Genomic DNA, 16,547 nt, shown 5'->3' on the forward strand with positions numbered 1-16,547 from the left:
TGGTTGTTTTTGTATTGGCTGCACATTCAGCAACAGAGCGCGCAGCAGGCTGGCCACATTATGCTGATTTCCATTTTTCGCATTGACCTTTGGAGAATTTCATGCACTGGCCCTCACTGCAAAAGATCGCCATCAGTCTTCCCATGGCCATGTTGGCCGCGCTCACCCTGATTGGCATCAACGAGGCGGGCTTCCAGCGTTCGCACGATGCGCTGGAGCATCTCGCGCACAGCCAGACCACACATGCCTCGGTCAACCGGCTGCTGCAAAGCATGCTGGACGCCGAGACCGGCAACCGCGGCTACCTGCTGACGGGGGAGGAAAGCTACCTCGAACCCTACGAAGCCGCCGTATCGACCGTGAATGAAAACCTGACCCAGCTGCGCACACTGGTTCTCGGTTCGGCAGAAGACTTGGAAGACTTTTCGCAGCTGTCCCGCCAGATTTCGCGCAAGCTCTCTGAAATGGAGCTGAGCCTGCGCCTGCGCCGCAAGGGCCAGGAGGATGCATGGAAGTTCGTCCTGTCCACCGATGTGGGCAAGCAGAACATGGACGCCATCCGCACCCATGCGCGCGCCCTGATCGCGCGCAGCACCCAGAAGGTGGGAAGCAGCCAGACAGAAATCAGCCAGTCACTGCAGCTCTCGCGCCTGGGCATTGCCCTGATGACCGCCGTGGGCCTGCTGGCTTTCTACATGTACCTGCGCCAAAGCAATGCGCTGCAAAGGGCCAACGAGCGCGAGCAGGTGCTGCTGGAGCAAGAACGGGCGCGCCTCGAAGGCCTGGTGCGCGAACGCACGGCCTCCTTGAATGAACTGGCCAACCACTTGCAGCAGGTGCGCGAGGAAGAGCGCGGCTACCTGGCCCGCGAACTGCACGATGAACTGGGCGCCCTACTGACGGCGGCCAAGCTGGACGTGGCGCGCCTGAAATCACGCATCACATCCGAGGCCCCGGAAGTGGCCGAACGCCTCAAGCACCTGAGCGAAACCCTCAATAGCGTGATTGCGCTCAAACGGCGCATCATCGAAGACCTGCGCCCGTCATCGCTGTCCCATCTGGGGTTGACCGCGGCCATCGACATCCTGGTGCGCGAATTTTCGCAGCAGGCGGGCATCGAAGTGCAGTCCAGTCTGGACACCGTGGATCTGCCCGATGCCACGCAACTCACCGTGTACCGCATGGTGCAGGAATCGCTCACCAACATCGGCAAATATGCCCAAGCGAGCCAGGTACTGGTCACCGTGCACAAACACCCCACCCATGTGGCGGTGCAGATCCGCGACAACGGCTCAGGCTTCGACCCTGCGGGGATCAGCCGCACCGCACACGGCCTGGTAGGCATGCGCCAGCGGGTCGAGGCAGCTGGTGGGCGGCTGACGGTTTCTTCGCGCCCCGGGGGGGGCACCGTGGTGTCGGCGGTGCTGCCCACCCCGGCAGCCGTGGCGGCCCCCGTGATGTAGGCGCCAGCCTACGCGCCCGACGCCACCTTGCTGACACGGCGCGTCGGCGCGCACCGGCATCCGGCCTGCACTGTGCCACCTAAAGTAGCGACAAGTGTCCAGACATTACTGCCTGACACCTTCTGCATTCCAGTCCCAGATCAAACGCCCCGGCGAACACATTGGATCCAGAACTGGAGTCTCCCGCCAGCCAAGCGTTGGTATTGATAAGGAGCTGAACATGTTGCATTACGCCGTCGTTTTTTTAGTTATCGCGCTCATCGCAGCCGTTTTTGGTTTTGGTGGCATTGCTGCCGGAGCCGTCGGTATCGCCAAGATACTCTTTTTCGTCTTTGTCATCATGGCCGTGGTCACCTTTGTCCTCAGCCTGCTTAAACGGGGCTAAAGCCCTGTCCACCCCCCCCCCCCGCATTGCATCCCAACCCTGATAGGAAAAACCATGAAATTCGCACGAGCCCTTGCCTTTGCCGCCCTTGCTGGCGCCACCATTATTTCCGCCGGTTGCTCGGTGGCCCGCGACCAGCAGACCGTAGGTTCCTATGTGGATGACGCCGGCATCACCACTGCCGTGAAGGCCCGGATGGCCGAGGACAAGACCGTCTCCGCCACCTCAATCAGCGTGGAAACACTCAAAGGCACCGTACAGCTTTCGGGTTTTGCCAAGTCGCAGGCCGAAAAAAATCAGGCAGAAAACATTGCACGCAACACCAAGCATGTGCGCGAAGTGCGCAACAGCATCGTGGTTCGCCCGTAAACGGTGCACCCTCCTGACAGCGGCCCGCCTTGTGCGGGCCGCTGTCGTTGTAGCCATCGGGGTATAAGCTCTGCACCATGCAGGTTTTCAATTGCGGCCAGTGCGGTCATGTGGTGTTCTTCGACAGCGTGCAGTGCATGCACTGCGGGAGCACGCTGGCCTTTTTGCCTGACCAGGTGACCCTGGCGGCGCTGGCCCCGGCACCTGAAGCGGGTGCGGGCCTGTGGCGGCGGCTGGGCACCATACAACCGGGCGCGCTCTACCGTCTTTGCTACAACCACACCACCTGGGACGCCTGCAACTTTGGCGTCCCCGCGGCCAGCCCCCACTTGCTGTGCCTTGCCTGCCGCCAGACGCACAAATTGCCCGATCTGTCCGACCCCGCCAACCTGCGGCACTGGATTCGCATCGAAGAAGCCAAGCGCCAGCTTTTCTATACCCTGGCGCGGCTCGGTCTGCAGTCTACGGACGACAACACCCCGCCAAATGCGGGCCCTGCCTACGCTTTTTTGGCCGACCTGCCGGGCGAACCGGCCATCGTGACGGGCCACCATGGCGGCACCATCACGCTGAACGTGGCCGAGGCCGACAACGACGAACGCGCCCGCCGCCGCATTGCGCTGCACGAGCCCTTTCGCACGCTGGTAGGCCACCTGCGCCACGAATCGGGCCATTTTTACTGGGACCGGCTGGTGCGCGACACGGACAAGCTGGACGCCTTCCGCGCCGTATTTGGCGACGAGCGGCAGGATTACGCGCAGGCGTTATCAACGCATTACGCCCAAGGCGCCCGCACCGACTGGAGCGCCCACCATGTCAGCGCCTACGCCGCCGCCCACCCGTGGGAAGATTGGGCCGAAACCTGGGCGCACTACCTGCACATGGTGGATTTGCTGGAAACAGCCGCCGCCTACGCCACCGGCCTGAACGTGCCTGGCGCCAACGCCGGGCCGCGCGAGCATGTGGCCAACCCCTTCACCCAGCCTGCGCCAGGGTTTGACACCATGGTGCGGCAATGGGTGCCGCTCACTCTGCTGCTCAACAGCCTGAACCGCAGCCTGGGCCAGCAGGACGCCTACCCGTTTGCACTGTCCGCAGGCGCGCTGTGCAAACTGCGTTTTGTGCACGACACCATCGCGCAAGGCAGCAGCATGCCCGCAGCCCGCACCTGAACCCCGGTTGGATTCAGGCAGCTGCCGAGCGGCCCAGCTTGTGCAGCAGGCCCTCGTGCACCACGGGCGAGACAAACTGCGCCACATCGCCCCCCAGCGTGGCAATCTCGCGCACCAGCGTACTGCTGATGAACTGGTGCTGGCTGCAAGGGGTGAGGAACACGGTTTCGATCTGCGGCGCCAGCGCACGGTTCATGCCGGCCAGCTGGAACTCGTAGTCAAAATCGGTGCCCGAGCGCAGCCCCCGCAGCATGGCCTTGGCGCCGTGCGCAGCAGCAAATTCGGTCACCAGCCCCTCGAAGGGCACCACCTGCACCTGGGGGCAGTCATGCAGCGCGGCGCGCGCCATTTCCATACGCTCGTCCAGGCTGAGCAGCGTCTTCTTGTGGTGGGCCATGGCCACCGCCACGATCACGCGGTCAAACATCTGCGCGGCGCGGCGCACCAGGTCCTCGTGGCCCAGGGTGATGGGGTCAAAGGTTCCGGGGTAGACGGCGAGGATGTTCAGGGACATGGCGGGGCTTTCGGAAGGACGGGAATGCCATCAAGGCGTGGGCATTATGCAGCGCTGCGCCAGGGTGTGCATCCACAACAGGGTTTTAATAAAAATAGACTTTAGCGCCTATCCATCAAGCGCTATTAGCTATTAATTAAGTAGCAAATCATCAACCCAGGGCGCGCAGCAAATGCGCGTGCACAGCGCCTGCCTTGAGGTGGCGGTGCAGTGCCAGGCCCAGCGGTGCCAGTACCTCGTCGCTCCAGGCTGTGGCGGTCTCCAGGTAGACAAAACCCTGGGGCGCCAGCGCGCGGGCGGCGGCTTTCAGGGCCGCCTCGTAGTGCGGGCTTTCAAAGGGGGGATCGAGCAGCACCAGGTCCAGGCTGGCCAGTGCGCTTTGCTGCAAAGCGGCCAGGCCATCACCCCGGCGCACCTGCACGGTGCTGGCCTTCAGGCGCTGGCACAGCTGCTGCAGGCGCTCGACCAAACCGGCATCCTGCTCCACCAGTTGCACGCTGGCGGCGCCGCGCGACGCGGCCTCCAGACCCAGGGCTCCGGTGCCGGCAAAAGCATCCAGGCAGCGCCAGCCCGCCAGGTCCTGGCCCAGCCAGTTGAAAAGTGTCTCGCGCACCCGGTCGGGCGTGGGCCGCAGGCCGGGCAGGTTTGCCACGGGCAGGCGCGTGCGCTTCCACTGCCCGCCGATGATGCGCACCTCGCCCACGCCCTGGGGGGTGGCCGGTTTTTTCTCGGGCCGGGCGGCCACTGCAGGGGCAGTGTGGGGCTTCGGGCGCATGGCGGCAGCGGCCTGCGCGGGGGTCAGGCGGCGGCTCATGGCTGCGCTCCCAGCACCACGGTGACCATGCGTGCTGGCTGGAGCTTGCGCGCCATGGCAGCGCGAATGTCGGCCACGGTAAGGGCTTCGACACGCTTCGTCCAGCCGTCCAAGTAGTCCAGCGGCAGGCCGTTGGTGGCGATGTTCACCACGTTGGACAAGAGCTTTCTGTTGCTGTCGATGCGCAGGGCAAAGCCGCCCACCAGGTTGTCCTTGGCGGCACGCAACTCCTCTTCGGTCGGCCCTTCGGCGACATAGCGATCCAGCACCTCACGCGCCACCTGCAAGGCCTGCGCTGCCTGATCTGGCCGGGTTTGCAGGGCGATGGTGAAGGCACCGGCATGCAGGCCCGGAGCAAAGCCGCTGTACACGCTGTAGCTCAGGCCGCGCTTTTCGCGCACCTCTTCCGTCAGGCGCGAGACAAATCCGCCACCGCCCAGGATGTGGTTGCCCACGAGCAGTGCCAGAAAATCGGGGTCGCTGCGCTTGAAGCCAGGCTGGCCAACGAGCACCTGGGCTTGTGCCGAGGCAAAGGGAATGTCTTTTTCCATGGCGGCGACCAGCGGAGCCACTTCGGGCACGGCGGGCAGTGCCTGGCACGGGTCGGAGGCCGGCAGGCGCGCCAGCAAGGCTGCCACCAGCAGCCGCGCCTGGGCGCGCTCGACAGCCCCCACGATGTGCACGCGCGCACGGCAGGCATCCACATGGCGGGTGTGGAACTGCTGCATGTCCGCCAGCTGGATGCGCGCCAGAGTGTCCTCGGTGGCGCGCTGGCCGTAAGGGTGGTTGCCGTACACGGCCGCAGCAAAGGCCTGGCTGGCCACGGTGCCGGGGCGCGTATCGGCCTCACGCAAAGCCGCTGTCCAGCGGGCGCGCTCGCGCTCCCACACATCTTGCGGCCAGGCGGGTTCGGCCATCTGGCGCGCGGCCAGAAGCACGGCCTTGTCGAGCAGGTCCGGCTCGGTCAGGGAGCGCAGCGAATAGCTCAGCGCATCCTTGCCTGCACCCACCTCAAACTGCGCACCCAGATCGGCCCAGGCTTCTCCCAGGGCGTTCTCGTCCAGGGCCGCAGCACCGCGCCCGGCACGCACCCCCTTGGAGGCCATGGTGGCCACGGCGCTGGCCAGACCGGCCTGGTTGGCGGGGTCGCGGCGGCTGCCGGCATCAAAGTCAATCTGCACATCGACCATCGGAATAGCCGGGCTTTCCACCAGCCACACCTGGGCGCCACTGGGCTCACGCCAGTGCTGTATGGGCAGAAGCGCCCAAGCAGATTGGGTATAAAAAACCACTCCAGCGCTTATAAATAAAGCGCGAGTAGCTATGTATTTAATAGCATTCATATTCATTCCTGCAGGGCGTAAGCCCTTTAATGGCGGTGGGCAGCGCTGCCGGGGGCAGTGGTGGGGCGCTGTGCGCCCGCCGCCAGAGGCTGGGGCAGCAGCGTGGCCACGGTGAGCTGGTCGTCACCAAAATAGCGCTGCGCGACCGATTGCACCTGTTGGGCTGTCACCGTGCGCAATTGCGCCAGCATGCGGTCCTCGGCATCCAGCCCAAAACCCTGGACCCAGTAGCTGCCCAGCTCGCTGGCCTGGCTTTGCAGCGAGTCACGGCTATACACCTTGCTGGCCATCCACTGTGTCTTCACACGCTCGAGTTCGGCCGGGTCCACGCCCTCGCGGCCGATGCGCGCCACTTCGGCGCGCAAGGCGTCTTCCACCTGCTGCGCCGTCTTGCCCTGTGCAGGCACCCCGGTCAGCACAAACTGCGCGGGGCCGCGCCCCACCACCGAGGCACCGCTGTCGGCGCTGTCGGCCACGCGCTGCGGCCCCTGGGTGAGCGCGCGCTCCAGGCGCGCGCCGTCGTAGCCGCTGAGCACGGCCGAAAGCACCGTCAGCGCCAGCGCGTCGCGGTCGTCCGCCGTCAGCGCATCGGGCGAGACCAGGCGCGGCACACGAAACGCCAGCGCCACATAGGCCTGCTCGGCAGGTGCCTTGACCTCAATGCGACGCAGGCCACGCTGGACGGGTTCGGCGCGCGGCTTGCGCTGCGGCACGGCACGCGCGGGGATGCTGCCGTAATACTTTTCGGCCAGGGCGCGCACCTTGGCCACATCGACATCGCCCGCCACCACGATGGTGGCATTGCCAGGCACGTACCACTGGCGGTGGAACTGGCGCACGTCGTCGGGTGTCATGGCGTCCAGGTCGCTCATCCAGCCCACCACGGGGCGGCGGTAGGGCGAAGCCACGAGGGCGGCCGCACCCAATTGCTCCCACAGCAGGGCGCGTGGCTGGTCTTCGGTGCGCATGCGGCGCTCTTCCTTCACCACTTCGATCTCCTTGCGGAACTCGGCGTCGGGCCATTGGTTGTGGGCGAAGCGGTCGGACTCCAGGCGCATCACTTCTTCGAGACGGTGCGCGGGAATCTGCTGGTAGTAGCCCGTGTAGTCGCGGCTGGTGAAGGCATTTTCGGTACCCCCCAGCGCAGCCACACGGCGTGAAAAATCACCCGGGGGAACAGTCTTGGAGCCCTTGAACATCATGTGTTCCAGCACATGGGCCACGCCCGAGGTGCCGTCCACCTCGTCCATCGAGCCCACCCGCAGCCACACCATGTGCATCGCCGTGGGAGCACGCCGGTCGGGCTGCACGATGAGCTGCATGCCATTGGACAGCTGAAACTGCCGCGCCCCGGAGGGCGAAACGGGCAACGGCATGGCTCCAGCCTGGGGCGTGGAAGCGCCCTTGGCAGGGGGTTGAGAAGGGCGGTCAGACTGCGCAGCGGCAGTCCCAGCGGCGAGGCAGGCCAACAGGCCCAGAAGGGGAAGTGCGCGTTTCATAGAATGCACTGATTCTACGAACCCGCCAATGTTCAGCTTTTTCAAGAAAAAAACCGCCCCACCGCCCGCCGAGACTCCCGCGCCCGCAACACCAGAGGTGCACGAGCCGCAGGTGCTGCCAGCGGTCACAGCACCGTCCGCGGTAGAGACAACGCCCGCGCCTTTGTCGTCACCCGGGTCAGTGCCTGCGGCAGAGCCCTCGGCCCCAGCCCTCCCTGCGGCGAACCTGCCGCCCACCCCCCCGGCCCAGCCCGTAGCGAGCGCGCCCCCGGCCAGCGCCGCCCCAGGCGGCGCCTTTGGCTGGCTGCGCAAGCCGTTTGGCAGCAAGGACTCCACGGCGCCCATCGCCGCACCCGAGATTCCGCCCGCACCCGTCCTACCCCGACCGGAACAGGTTGTAGAGCCCGTTGCCCCCTTACCGGCCATGCCTGCTGCAGAGGCGCAGCCCCCTGCCCCACCGGCACCGGCCGTTCAGGCGCCGCCGCCGCCACCTGTCGTCGCTGCACCTGCGCCCGCACTCGCAGCGCAGCATCCCCTGCCAACGCCTCCGGTCAGCACCGCGGTGGCACCCGCCCCCTCAACCCTGCCTGCGGCTGCGCCCACCGCGCAAGCGCCCGCAGCTGAACGCAAGGGCTGGTTTGACCGCCTTAAATCGGGCCTGCGCAAGACGGGTTCCAGCATCACCACGGTCTTCACCGGCACGCGCATTGACGATGCGCTGTACGAGGAACTGGAGGAAGCACTGCTCCTAGCCGACACCGGCGTCAAGGCCACGCAGCACCTGCTGGAAGACCTCAAGCGCCGCGTCAAGGAATCCAAGACGACCGACCCCGCCGCCGTCAAGGGCCTGTTGGCCGACGCGCTGACCGCCCTGCTGCGCCCCCTGGAAAAGGCCCTGGTGATTGGTGAGCACACCCCCACTGTCATCATGGTGGCAGGCGTCAACGGTGCAGGCAAGACCACCTCCATCGGCAAGCTCACGCGCCACCTGGCCAACGAAGGGGCCAGCGTGCTGCTGGCTGCGGCGGACACCTTCCGCGCGGCTGCGCGCGAGCAACTGGGTGTCTGGGCCGACCGCAACACCGTGGAGATCGTCAGCCAGGAAGGCGGCGACCCCGCCGCTGTGAGCTTTGATGCCGTGACCGCCGGCAAGGCCCGCGGCAAGGATGTGGTACTGGTGGACACGGCGGGCCGCCTGCCCACCCAGATACACCTGATGGAAGAGTTGAAAAAAATCCGCCGCGTGGTCACCAAAGCCGACGCCACGGCACCGCACGAGGTCTTGCTGGTGATCGACGGCAACACCGGCCAAAACGCCCTGGCCCAGGTGCGCGCCTTCGACGACGCGCTGCAACTCACCGGCCTGGTGGTCACCAAGCTCGACGGTACCGCCAAGGGCGGCGTGCTGGCCGCTATCGCGCAGGAGCGCCCGATTCCGGTGTATTTCATCGGCGTGGGCGAAAAACTCGAAGACCTGGAAACCTTCAACGCCCGCGAATTCGCCCAGGCCCTGCTGGGCTGATCCAGAAGCGACCAAGCGCCGGGGTGCGGCGGTCAACCAATGGGTTGGCTGCGTTTACTCACAGCAATAGATGGCGGATGATGCGCCATGGTTCTGCAACTGACCGAAGGTGTCGCCATGCTGCTGGCACTGTGCTTTTTGCACGGCGCGAACATGCGTGCGCTGAAAAATTGGCCCTGGCTGGGTCAGATCTTTTCAGGGTTGTTGTTTGGCAGCGTATGCGTGTTGGGCATGCTCAACCCGGTGACACTGGCGCCAGGAGTCTTCTTTGATGCGCGCTCCGTGATCTTGAGCATGGCCGGTTTGTTTGGCGGCCCTTTGGTGGCGGCCCTGTCGACACTGATCGCCATGGCCTGGCGCCTGTGGGCCGGAGGCACCGGGGCGCTTGTGGGGGTCATGGTGATCATGTTGTCCACACTGCTCGGCCTGGGATACCGCATGGCCCGTGCACGGGGGCGGCTGGATGTACAGCCCCTGACGCTCATGGCCTTTGGCCTGGTGCTGCACCTGGGGGTACTGGGGCTGTTTCAGTGGCTTGCGCCGGATATGGTGCAGCACATCAACGCCACGCTGGCCCTGCCATTGCTGCTGGTGTTCACCCCTGCCACGGCCTTGCTGGGCATCTTGCTGCGCGATGTGGAGAACCGCCAGGCCACTGAGCGGGCACTGATCGACAGCTCGGCCCGCCTGCGCGCCATTGCCACGGCCCTGCCTGATGTGCTGCTGGTGATCGATGCACAGGGCCGCTACATCGATGTGCTGTCTTCCAACGATGCCCCGCTGCTGATACCGGCCTCCCAATTGTTGGGCAAGCTGGTGCACGAATTGCTGCCTGCAGCGCAGGCCGATCGGTTCCTCGCGCTGATCCGCAAAACACTGCGCAGCGGCCAGACGGAAACCTTCTCATACCAGATGCACACCTTGTCGGGTCAGCGCCATTTCGAGGGGCGCGCCCGCCCGCTGGGTACGGTGGTCAACGGGCAGGCCACGGTGGTTTTTTTGGCCCGCGACATCACTGAGCGCCTGGCGGCAGAGAACGCGCTGCGCGAATCCGAACTGCGTTTTCGTTCCCTGCTACGCGATATTCCATCCATTTCCGTGCAGGGCTATCTGGCGGATGGCACCACCACCTACTGGAACAAGGCCTCCGAAAATCTGTATGGCTACACCGAACAGGAGGCGCTGGGCCAGAACCTGGTGGATCTGATCGTCCCTGCTGAAATGCACGAGCCGGTACGCCGAGACATAGCGGCCATGTTCACCGCCGGAACCCCCATCCCCCCAGGCGAACTGCGACTGCGGCGCAAGGACGGTACGCCCGTGGAAGTGTTCTCCAGCCACGCCCGCATCGACGTACCCGGCCAGGCGCCCGAGTTGTTCTGTATCGACATCGACATCTCGGGCCGCAAGGCAGCCGAGGAAGAGGCGCGCTACCTGGCTTTTTATGACGCACTGACCCGCCTGCCCAACCGGCGCCTGCTGGTCGACCGGCTGCAGCAGGTGATGGCCAGCAGCGCGCGCACCGGGCTCAACGCGGCGGTACTTTTTCTGGACCTGGACAACTTCAAAACCCTGAATGACAGCCGGGGCCATGACGTCGGCGACCTGCTGCTGATCGAGGTGGCTGGGCGCCTGCGCAGCGCCGTACGTGAACAGGACACTGTGGCCCGGCTGGGTGGGGACGAGTTTGTGCTCGTGCTGCAAAACCTGGACGCCGAAGCCACCGAAGCCGCCGCCCAGGTGCGCACCGTGAGCGAACAGGTGCTGACGCGGCTGCGGCTGTCCTACCTGCTGCAAGGCCATGAACACCACATGACTGCGAGCATCGGCGCCACCTTGTTGCGCCAGCCGCATGCCTCGGTCGATGAAGTGCTTAAGCAGGCCGACCTGGCCATGTACCGCGCCAAGAACGCAGGCCGCAACACCCTGCGCTTTTTTGACCCCGATATGCAGGAAGCCGTCAACCAACGTGCCCTGCTAGAGACTGAAATGCATACCGGTCTGCGCCTTGAGCAGTTCCTATTGCTCTACCAGCCCCAGGTGGACTGCAATAGCCGCGTCACGGGCGCCGAAGTACTCGTGCGCTGGGTGCACCCCGTCAAGGGCATGGTATCGCCAGGCGTGTTCATCCCCCTGGCAGAAGAAACAGGCCTCATCCTGCCCTTGGGCCACTGGGTATTGGAAACCACCCTGCGCCAGCAGGCACGCTGGCGCGAAGACGCACGGTTCGCACACCTGAACCTGGCCATCAACGTGAGCGCGCGCCAGTTCCACCAGGACGACTTTGTGCCGCAGTTGCTGCAACTGCTGGCGCAAACGGGCGCCAACCCGGCACGTATCAAGCTGGAACTCACCGAGACGCTGCTGCTGGAAGACGTGGACAGTGTGATCGCCACCATGCTTGCGCTCAAGCAGCATGGCCTGGGCTTCTCGTTGGACGACTTTGGAACGGGTTATTCATCGCTGAGCTACCTCAAACGCCTGCCGCTGGACCAGATCAAAATCGACCAGGGCTTTGTGCGCGACGTGCTGCACGACCCCAAGGATGCTGCCATCGCCCACGCCATCATTGCCCTGGCCGGTCGACTGGGCTTGGCCGTGATCGCCGAAGGCGTGGAAACCGCAGAACACCACCGCTTTTTGCAGGAGCACGGCTGCCCGGCCTTCCAGGGCTACTTCTTTGGTCGGCCAGAACCGCTGGAGGCTTTCGAGCAGAGGGTACTGGCAGGCTCAATCGGTCGCAGCGCTCAAGCTCTGCCGCAACCGGACTGATAACCCTCCATCCATGCCATGGAGGGTGTCCCATGAAAATCACCTCTTCGGCCCTGCACCGGCACGCACAACACGGCGCCACCCGCGCCACCACACCCGCAGACTCCCAAGAGAGCCTGACGCCCCGCCTGGCCATGGTGCGCGACCAGATCGAGCGTATGACCGGTGTGCTCGCCCAAATCAGCCCCCTGCAGGCCGAACCGGCGCCCGCTGCCACGGAGTTTGCCCCTGCCAGCCCATCACCCGCCCCGCAAGCCGCGCGCAGTGCCGGTTTTGGCCTGGTGGTCGAGCAGCACACACGGGTGGAAGAATCGGAACACACCCCATTCGCTGCCGAAGGCGTTGTACGTACCGCCGACGGGCAGGAAATCCGTTTCACCCTGCTGCTGGATATGCAGCGCACCCACCGCGAGGAAACCTGGAGCAGCCTGCACCTGGCATCGGCCGACAGCCCCTTTGCCCTGCGCGGCAAACACAGCAGCGCCTTGGGCGCCGTGCGCTCGACCAGCATTTATCTGCGCGAAGACGGCAGCGCAGGCACCGTGCAACAGATTGACCTGGCGGTCTGACGCGCTTCAGGAGACCGTCTGAATCTCCTGTCGCACCCAGTCGGCATATTCCGCCGTGGCCCGCAGCGGCTGCACCACCAGCTCAGGCAATGCGTAGGGATGCTGCGCCCGCAACAAACCCAGCAGCGCCGGCACGGCCACAGGCAGGGTCTTGCACACCAGACGGTGCTCGCTTTCTTCATGCAGCGTGCCCTTCCAGTGGTAGTGCGAGGCGATCACCTCAATCTGCACACAGGCGGCCAGGCGCTGCTGCAGCACGGCCTGCGCCAGACGCCGGGCCTCTTGCGCGGTGGCCACCGTGGTTGTGACGGCGCTCAGTTCAGCGCAAGCCTCCAGCAGTTTCATACAGTTCTCCTTGGGTAGGCTGCCCCGGTTCCTCATGGAACAAAGAAATCACGGCATTACGCTACTATTTTTATAGCTATTAGCGCTTATCCATTAAGCGTCAGGAGCCATTTTCACTCAAAAATTCGTAAAACCTACACCCTAGCCCCCAGGGGAACTTCGGGTTTAGCAGTCCCTCGAAGAGAGTGCTAATATGATGATATTGAGGAAAGGAATTCTAGAATGACCATTCAATCTGGATCCGCAACGACGGCCCTGGCCCCTGCCAACCCCTGGGCGCTGGTGCCGCCGCTGGGCAATCTGGACGCCTACATTTCAGCGGTCAACCGCCTGCCACTGCTGACCCCTGAAGAAGAGCAGTCGGCCGCACGTGCCTTGCGCAAAGACAACGATCTGGATGCCGCCGGTAAGTTGGTGATGTCACACCTGCGCCTGGTGGTTTCAATCTCGCGCCAGTATTTGGGCTACGGGCTGCCGCACGGCGACTTGATCCAGGAAGGCAACATTGGTCTGATGAAGGCGGTCAAGCGCTTCGACCCGGATCAAGGCGTGCGTCTGGTCAGCTACGCCATGCATTGGATCAAAGCCGAGATCCACGAATACATCCTGAAGAACTGGCGCATGGTCAAGGTGGCCACCACCAAGGCCCAGCGCAAGCTGTTTTTCAACCTGCGCTCAATGAAGCAAGGCTTCAAGGCCGACGTTGACGCCAACGACACGCACCGCAATACGCTGTCCGAGCATGAAATCGACCTGGTGGCAGCGCAGCTCAAGGTCAAGCGCGAAGAAGTCATGGAGATGGAGACGCGCATGTCGGGCGGCGATGTGCTGCTGGATCCCGCACCTTCGGACGATGGTGAGCAGGCCTTTGGCCCCATTGCCTACCTGGCCGATGTCGCGCACGAGCCCACGTCCATGATCGAGTCGCGCCAGCGTGACGAACTGGCCACCGACGGCATTGCCACAGCCCTCTCCAGCCTGGATGAACGCAGCCGCCGCATCGTGGAAGAGCGTTGGCTCAAGGTCAACGACGATGGTTCGGGCGGCATGACGCTGCACGAACTGGCAGCGGTTTACAGCGTGAGCGCCGAACGCATCCGCCAAATCGAGGTGGCGGCCATGAAGAAAATGAAGAAAAGCCTGGCTGAATACGCCTGACCGCCTTGTAATCACCTTCAAAAGGCGCGCACCCTCCCAGGTTGCGCGCTTCTTTTTTGGAAAATCGGGGGTTCTGGATGCCGATCCACCCACGGGGCTGCGGCACTCAACGGTCCACGGGCAGGACCTGGCTTTCCTTGACCTCTTCCATCACCACGTAGCTGTGGGACTGGGCGGTGACAGGCAGCTTCTTCAGCATATCGCCCAGCAGGTGACGATACTCGCTCATGCCGCCCAGCCGCGCCTTGACCAGGTAATCGAAGCTCCCCGACACCAGGTGGCACTCCATGACCTCGGGCAGGTGCAGCAGCTCCTGGCGCACCTTGTCGAACACGTCGCCCGACTTGGATGAGAGCGTGATCTCGACAAACACCAGCAGCGTCTTGCCGAGCGCCGCCGGGTCCACCTTCGCGTGGTACCCGGTGATGACTTTTTCACGCTCCATGCGCCGCACCCGCTCGGAACACGGCGAGGTGGACAAGCCCACCTGCTCGGCCAGCTCGGTCATGGAAATACGGCCCTGGCGCTGCAGGATGTCGAGGATTTTTCGGTCGATGCGATCGAGTTCGGTCATTTGAAGGGCGTGGTGGCAAAAACGCAGTCAATTTCAGCTGAAATTCTCGTATGTCCATTCATATTAAGTGAAATTTGCTGCATTCAAATCCATAAACTCCCCATAAATCTTGTTGACATTGGAGTGCGCGATGAAAGTCATAGTTTTGGGTGGCGGCGTGATCGGCACCACGACTGCGTATTACCTGGCCCGCGCCGGCGCCGAAGTGGTGCTGCTCGACCGCCAGAGTGGCCCTGCGCAAGAAACCAGCTTCGCCAACGCTGGCCAGGTATCTCCCGGCTATTCAACGCCCTGGGCCGCGCCCGGCATTCCCTTCAAGGCCATGAAGTGGATGTTCCAGAAGCACGCCCCGCTCTCGATCCGGCCCGACGGCAGCCTGTTCCAGCTGCGCTGGATGGCCGCCATGCTGAAAAACTGCTCGGCCGACCGCTACGCAGTCAACAAGGAACGCATGATGCGCGTGGCCGAATACAGCCGCATCTGCCTGCGCCAGTTGCGCGCGGACACCGGCATCGCCTACGAGCACCGCAGCCAGGGCACCTTGCAGCTGTTTCGCACGCAGGCCCAGCTCGATGCCGTACAGCGCGATGTCGCGGTGCTGCAGGAATGCGGCGTACCCTACGAACTGCTGGACCGCGACCAGCTCGCCTCAGTGGAGCCTGCACTGGCGCAGGCGCGCGACCGCCTCACCGGCGGCCTGCGCCTGCCCAACGACGAAACCGGTGACTGCCACATGTTCACACAGCAGCTGACCGAGCTGGCGCGTGGCCTGGGGGTAGATTTCCGTTTTGACCAGTCGGTCGACGGCCTGCTCAGCGAAGGCGGCAGTATCACCGGTGTACGCGTGGGCGGCCAGGTGTTGACGGCCGACCGCTATGTGCTGGCGTTTGGAAGCTATTCGCGCGGCTTTCTGGAGCCGCTGGGGCTCAAGCTGCCGGTCTATCCGGTCAAGGGCTATTCACTGACGGTGCCGCTGCTCAACCCGGCGCTGGCGCCGCAATCGACCGTACTCGACGAGACCTACAAAGTAGCGGTCACGCGCTTCGACGACCGTATTCGCGTGGGTGGCATGGCCGAGCTGGCGGGGTTTGACCTCTCGCTCAATCCGCGTCGGCGCGCGACGCTGGAGATGGTGGTGAGCGACCTGTTCCCTGGCGGCGACCTGCCCAAGGCGGAGTTCTGGACGGGCCTGCGCCCCATGACACCCGACAGCACGCCGATTGTCGGCGCCACGCCCTACGCCAACCTGCTGCTCAACACCGGCCACGGCACCCTGGGCTGGACCATGGCATGCGGCTCAGGCAAGCTGGTAGCTGACTTGGCTATGGGCCATACGCCAGAAATCCGCACCGATGGGCTGGCTTTGTCGCGCTACCTGGCACCTGCCCGCACCCGCTCAGCCGCCCCCCACTCGGCGGGCGCTGCGGCCTGATTTACTTCGCCTCGTCCAGCAAGGTGCGCACGTCAGCGGCGAGTGCCTCGACACCGCTGCCGTAGCGGTAGTAGACGCGCAGCCGCCCCTGTGTGTCGTAGATGTAGCTGCCGGCCGAGTGGTCCATGGTGTAGCTGGTGGGCGTTTTGCCATCAACCTTCTTGTAGTAAATCTTGAAGTCCTTGGCCACCGCAGCGGTCTGCTCGGGCGTGCCGCGCAGGGCCAAAAAGCTTGGATCGAAATTGCCCATGTAGGCCTTGAGCATGTCCGCCGTATCGCGCTCGGGGTCGACCGTGACAAAAATCGCCTGCAGACGATCGCCATCCTTGCCCAGCATGCGCTTGACCTCGGCCATTTCCTGCATGGTGGTCGGGCACACATCGGGGCACTGGGTGTAACCAAAGAAAACCACCACCACCTTGCCGCTGAAGTCCTTAATGCTGCGCTGCTGCCCGTTGTGGTCGGGGAGCGGGAAGTCACGCGCATAGTCCACCTCGGAGATGTCCACGCCGCGGAACTCGGGTTTGCCTTTAGAGCAAGCGGTTAACATGCCTCCAGCGCTTACCAGTAGAGCGCAAGCAGCTATCGTTTTAAGAGTATTGCGTTTCAGCATGGA

The 16,547-nt window shown here is 64.2% G+C and carries 16 protein-coding genes; 9 read left to right on the plus strand and 7 right to left on the minus strand.

Translation table 11 applies throughout. From position 1 onward, the window contains the following. Positions 1–101 precede the first annotated feature (101 nt). The 4 genes from C8D04_RS09665 to C8D04_RS09680 all read left to right on the plus strand — a co-directional run bounded on the left by C8D04_RS09665 (position 102) and on the right by C8D04_RS09680 (position 3,389). Positions 102–1,463, plus strand: a complete 1,362-nt coding sequence (locus C8D04_RS09665) for a CHASE3 domain-containing protein (RefSeq protein WP_116006122.1) — start codon at positions 102–104, stop codon at positions 1,461–1,463. Positions 1,464–1,683: 220 nt separating this feature from the next. Beyond that, positions 1,684–1,848 (plus strand): DUF1328 domain-containing protein, encoded by a 165-nt coding sequence (locus C8D04_RS09670; RefSeq protein WP_116004650.1) that lies wholly within the window; start codon positions 1,684–1,686, stop codon positions 1,846–1,848. Positions 1,849–1,902: 54 nt separating this feature from the next. Beyond that, entirely contained in the window at positions 1,903–2,217 is a 315-nt protein-coding gene (locus tag C8D04_RS09675; RefSeq protein WP_116004651.1) for a BON domain-containing protein, read from the plus strand. A 77-nt stretch (positions 2,218–2,294) separates the two neighbouring features. After that, the gene (locus C8D04_RS09680; RefSeq protein ID WP_116004652.1) at positions 2,295–3,389 is read left to right on the plus strand and encodes a putative zinc-binding metallopeptidase; all 1,095 of its coding nucleotides are present in this window, start codon (positions 2,295–2,297) and stop codon (positions 3,387–3,389) included. A gap of 13 nt (positions 3,390–3,402) precedes the next feature. Here the strand turns inward: C8D04_RS09680 and coaD are convergent, their stop codons facing one another. From coaD to C8D04_RS09700, 4 genes are all read right to left on the minus strand, one after another. Next, positions 3,403–3,903, minus strand: a complete 501-nt coding sequence (gene coaD, locus C8D04_RS09685; protein WP_116004653.1) for a pantetheine-phosphate adenylyltransferase — start codon at positions 3,901–3,903, stop codon at positions 3,403–3,405. A 151-nt stretch (positions 3,904–4,054) separates the two neighbouring features. Beyond that, entirely contained in the window at positions 4,055–4,678 is a 624-nt protein-coding gene (gene rsmD / locus C8D04_RS09690; protein ID WP_116006123.1) for a 16S rRNA (guanine(966)-N(2))-methyltransferase RsmD, read from the minus strand. Between the two features lie 35 nt (positions 4,679–4,713). After that, complete coding sequence (locus C8D04_RS09695; RefSeq protein WP_116004654.1) at positions 4,714–6,066, minus strand: pitrilysin family protein; 1,353 nt, start codon at positions 6,064–6,066, stop codon at positions 4,714–4,716. Positions 6,067–6,086: 20 nt separating this feature from the next. After that, a complete protein-coding gene (locus C8D04_RS09700) occupies positions 6,087–7,559 on the minus strand; it encodes a pitrilysin family protein (RefSeq protein ID WP_116004655.1) in 1,473 nt (490 codons plus the stop codon). Between the two features lie 424 nt (positions 7,560–7,983). Between C8D04_RS09700 and ftsY the strand changes: the two genes are divergently transcribed. From ftsY to C8D04_RS09715, 3 genes are all read left to right on the plus strand, one after another. Beyond that, complete coding sequence (gene ftsY, locus C8D04_RS09705) at positions 7,984–9,081, plus strand: signal recognition particle-docking protein FtsY (RefSeq protein ID WP_347708429.1); 1,098 nt, start codon at positions 7,984–7,986, stop codon at positions 9,079–9,081. An 87-nt stretch (positions 9,082–9,168) separates the two neighbouring features. After that, on the plus strand, positions 9,169–11,853 hold the full coding sequence (locus tag C8D04_RS09710; RefSeq protein WP_116004656.1) for an EAL domain-containing protein: 2,685 nt from the start codon (positions 9,169–9,171) through the stop codon (positions 11,851–11,853). 32 nt (positions 11,854–11,885) lie between these two features. Then, entirely contained in the window at positions 11,886–12,422 is a 537-nt protein-coding gene (locus C8D04_RS09715; RefSeq protein ID WP_116004657.1) for a hypothetical protein, read from the plus strand. A gap of 6 nt (positions 12,423–12,428) precedes the next feature. On the opposite strand, the gene cutA is transcribed toward C8D04_RS09715, so the two are convergent. Further along, on the minus strand, positions 12,429–12,767 hold the full coding sequence (gene cutA / locus C8D04_RS09720; protein ID WP_116004658.1) for a divalent-cation tolerance protein CutA: 339 nt from the start codon (positions 12,765–12,767) through the stop codon (positions 12,429–12,431). A 222-nt stretch (positions 12,768–12,989) separates the two neighbouring features. Here cutA and rpoH point away from each other — a divergent pair, with 222 nt between their 5' ends. Next, on the plus strand, positions 12,990–13,925 hold the full coding sequence (gene rpoH / locus C8D04_RS09725; protein ID WP_116004659.1) for an RNA polymerase sigma factor RpoH: 936 nt from the start codon (positions 12,990–12,992) through the stop codon (positions 13,923–13,925). A 106-nt stretch (positions 13,926–14,031) separates the two neighbouring features. On the opposite strand, the gene C8D04_RS09730 is transcribed toward rpoH, so the two are convergent. Then, the gene (locus C8D04_RS09730) at positions 14,032–14,499 is read right to left on the minus strand and encodes an AsnC family transcriptional regulator (RefSeq protein ID WP_116004660.1); all 468 of its coding nucleotides are present in this window, start codon (positions 14,497–14,499) and stop codon (positions 14,032–14,034) included. A 130-nt stretch (positions 14,500–14,629) separates the two neighbouring features. Here C8D04_RS09730 and C8D04_RS09735 point away from each other — a divergent pair, with 130 nt between their 5' ends. Beyond that, complete coding sequence (locus tag C8D04_RS09735) at positions 14,630–15,931, plus strand: D-amino acid dehydrogenase (protein WP_116004661.1); 1,302 nt, start codon at positions 14,630–14,632, stop codon at positions 15,929–15,931. Between the two features lies 1 nt (position 15,932). Here C8D04_RS09735 and C8D04_RS09740 read toward each other — a convergent pair whose 3' ends face one another. After that, a complete protein-coding gene (locus tag C8D04_RS09740; protein WP_116004662.1) occupies positions 15,933–16,544 on the minus strand; it encodes an SCO family protein in 612 nt (203 codons plus the stop codon). Positions 16,545–16,547: the final 3 nt, after the last annotated feature.

It is taken from the genome of Simplicispira sp. 125, assembly GCF_003096555.1.
Taxonomy (GTDB): Bacteria; Pseudomonadota; Gammaproteobacteria; order Burkholderiales; family Burkholderiaceae_C; genus Simplicispira.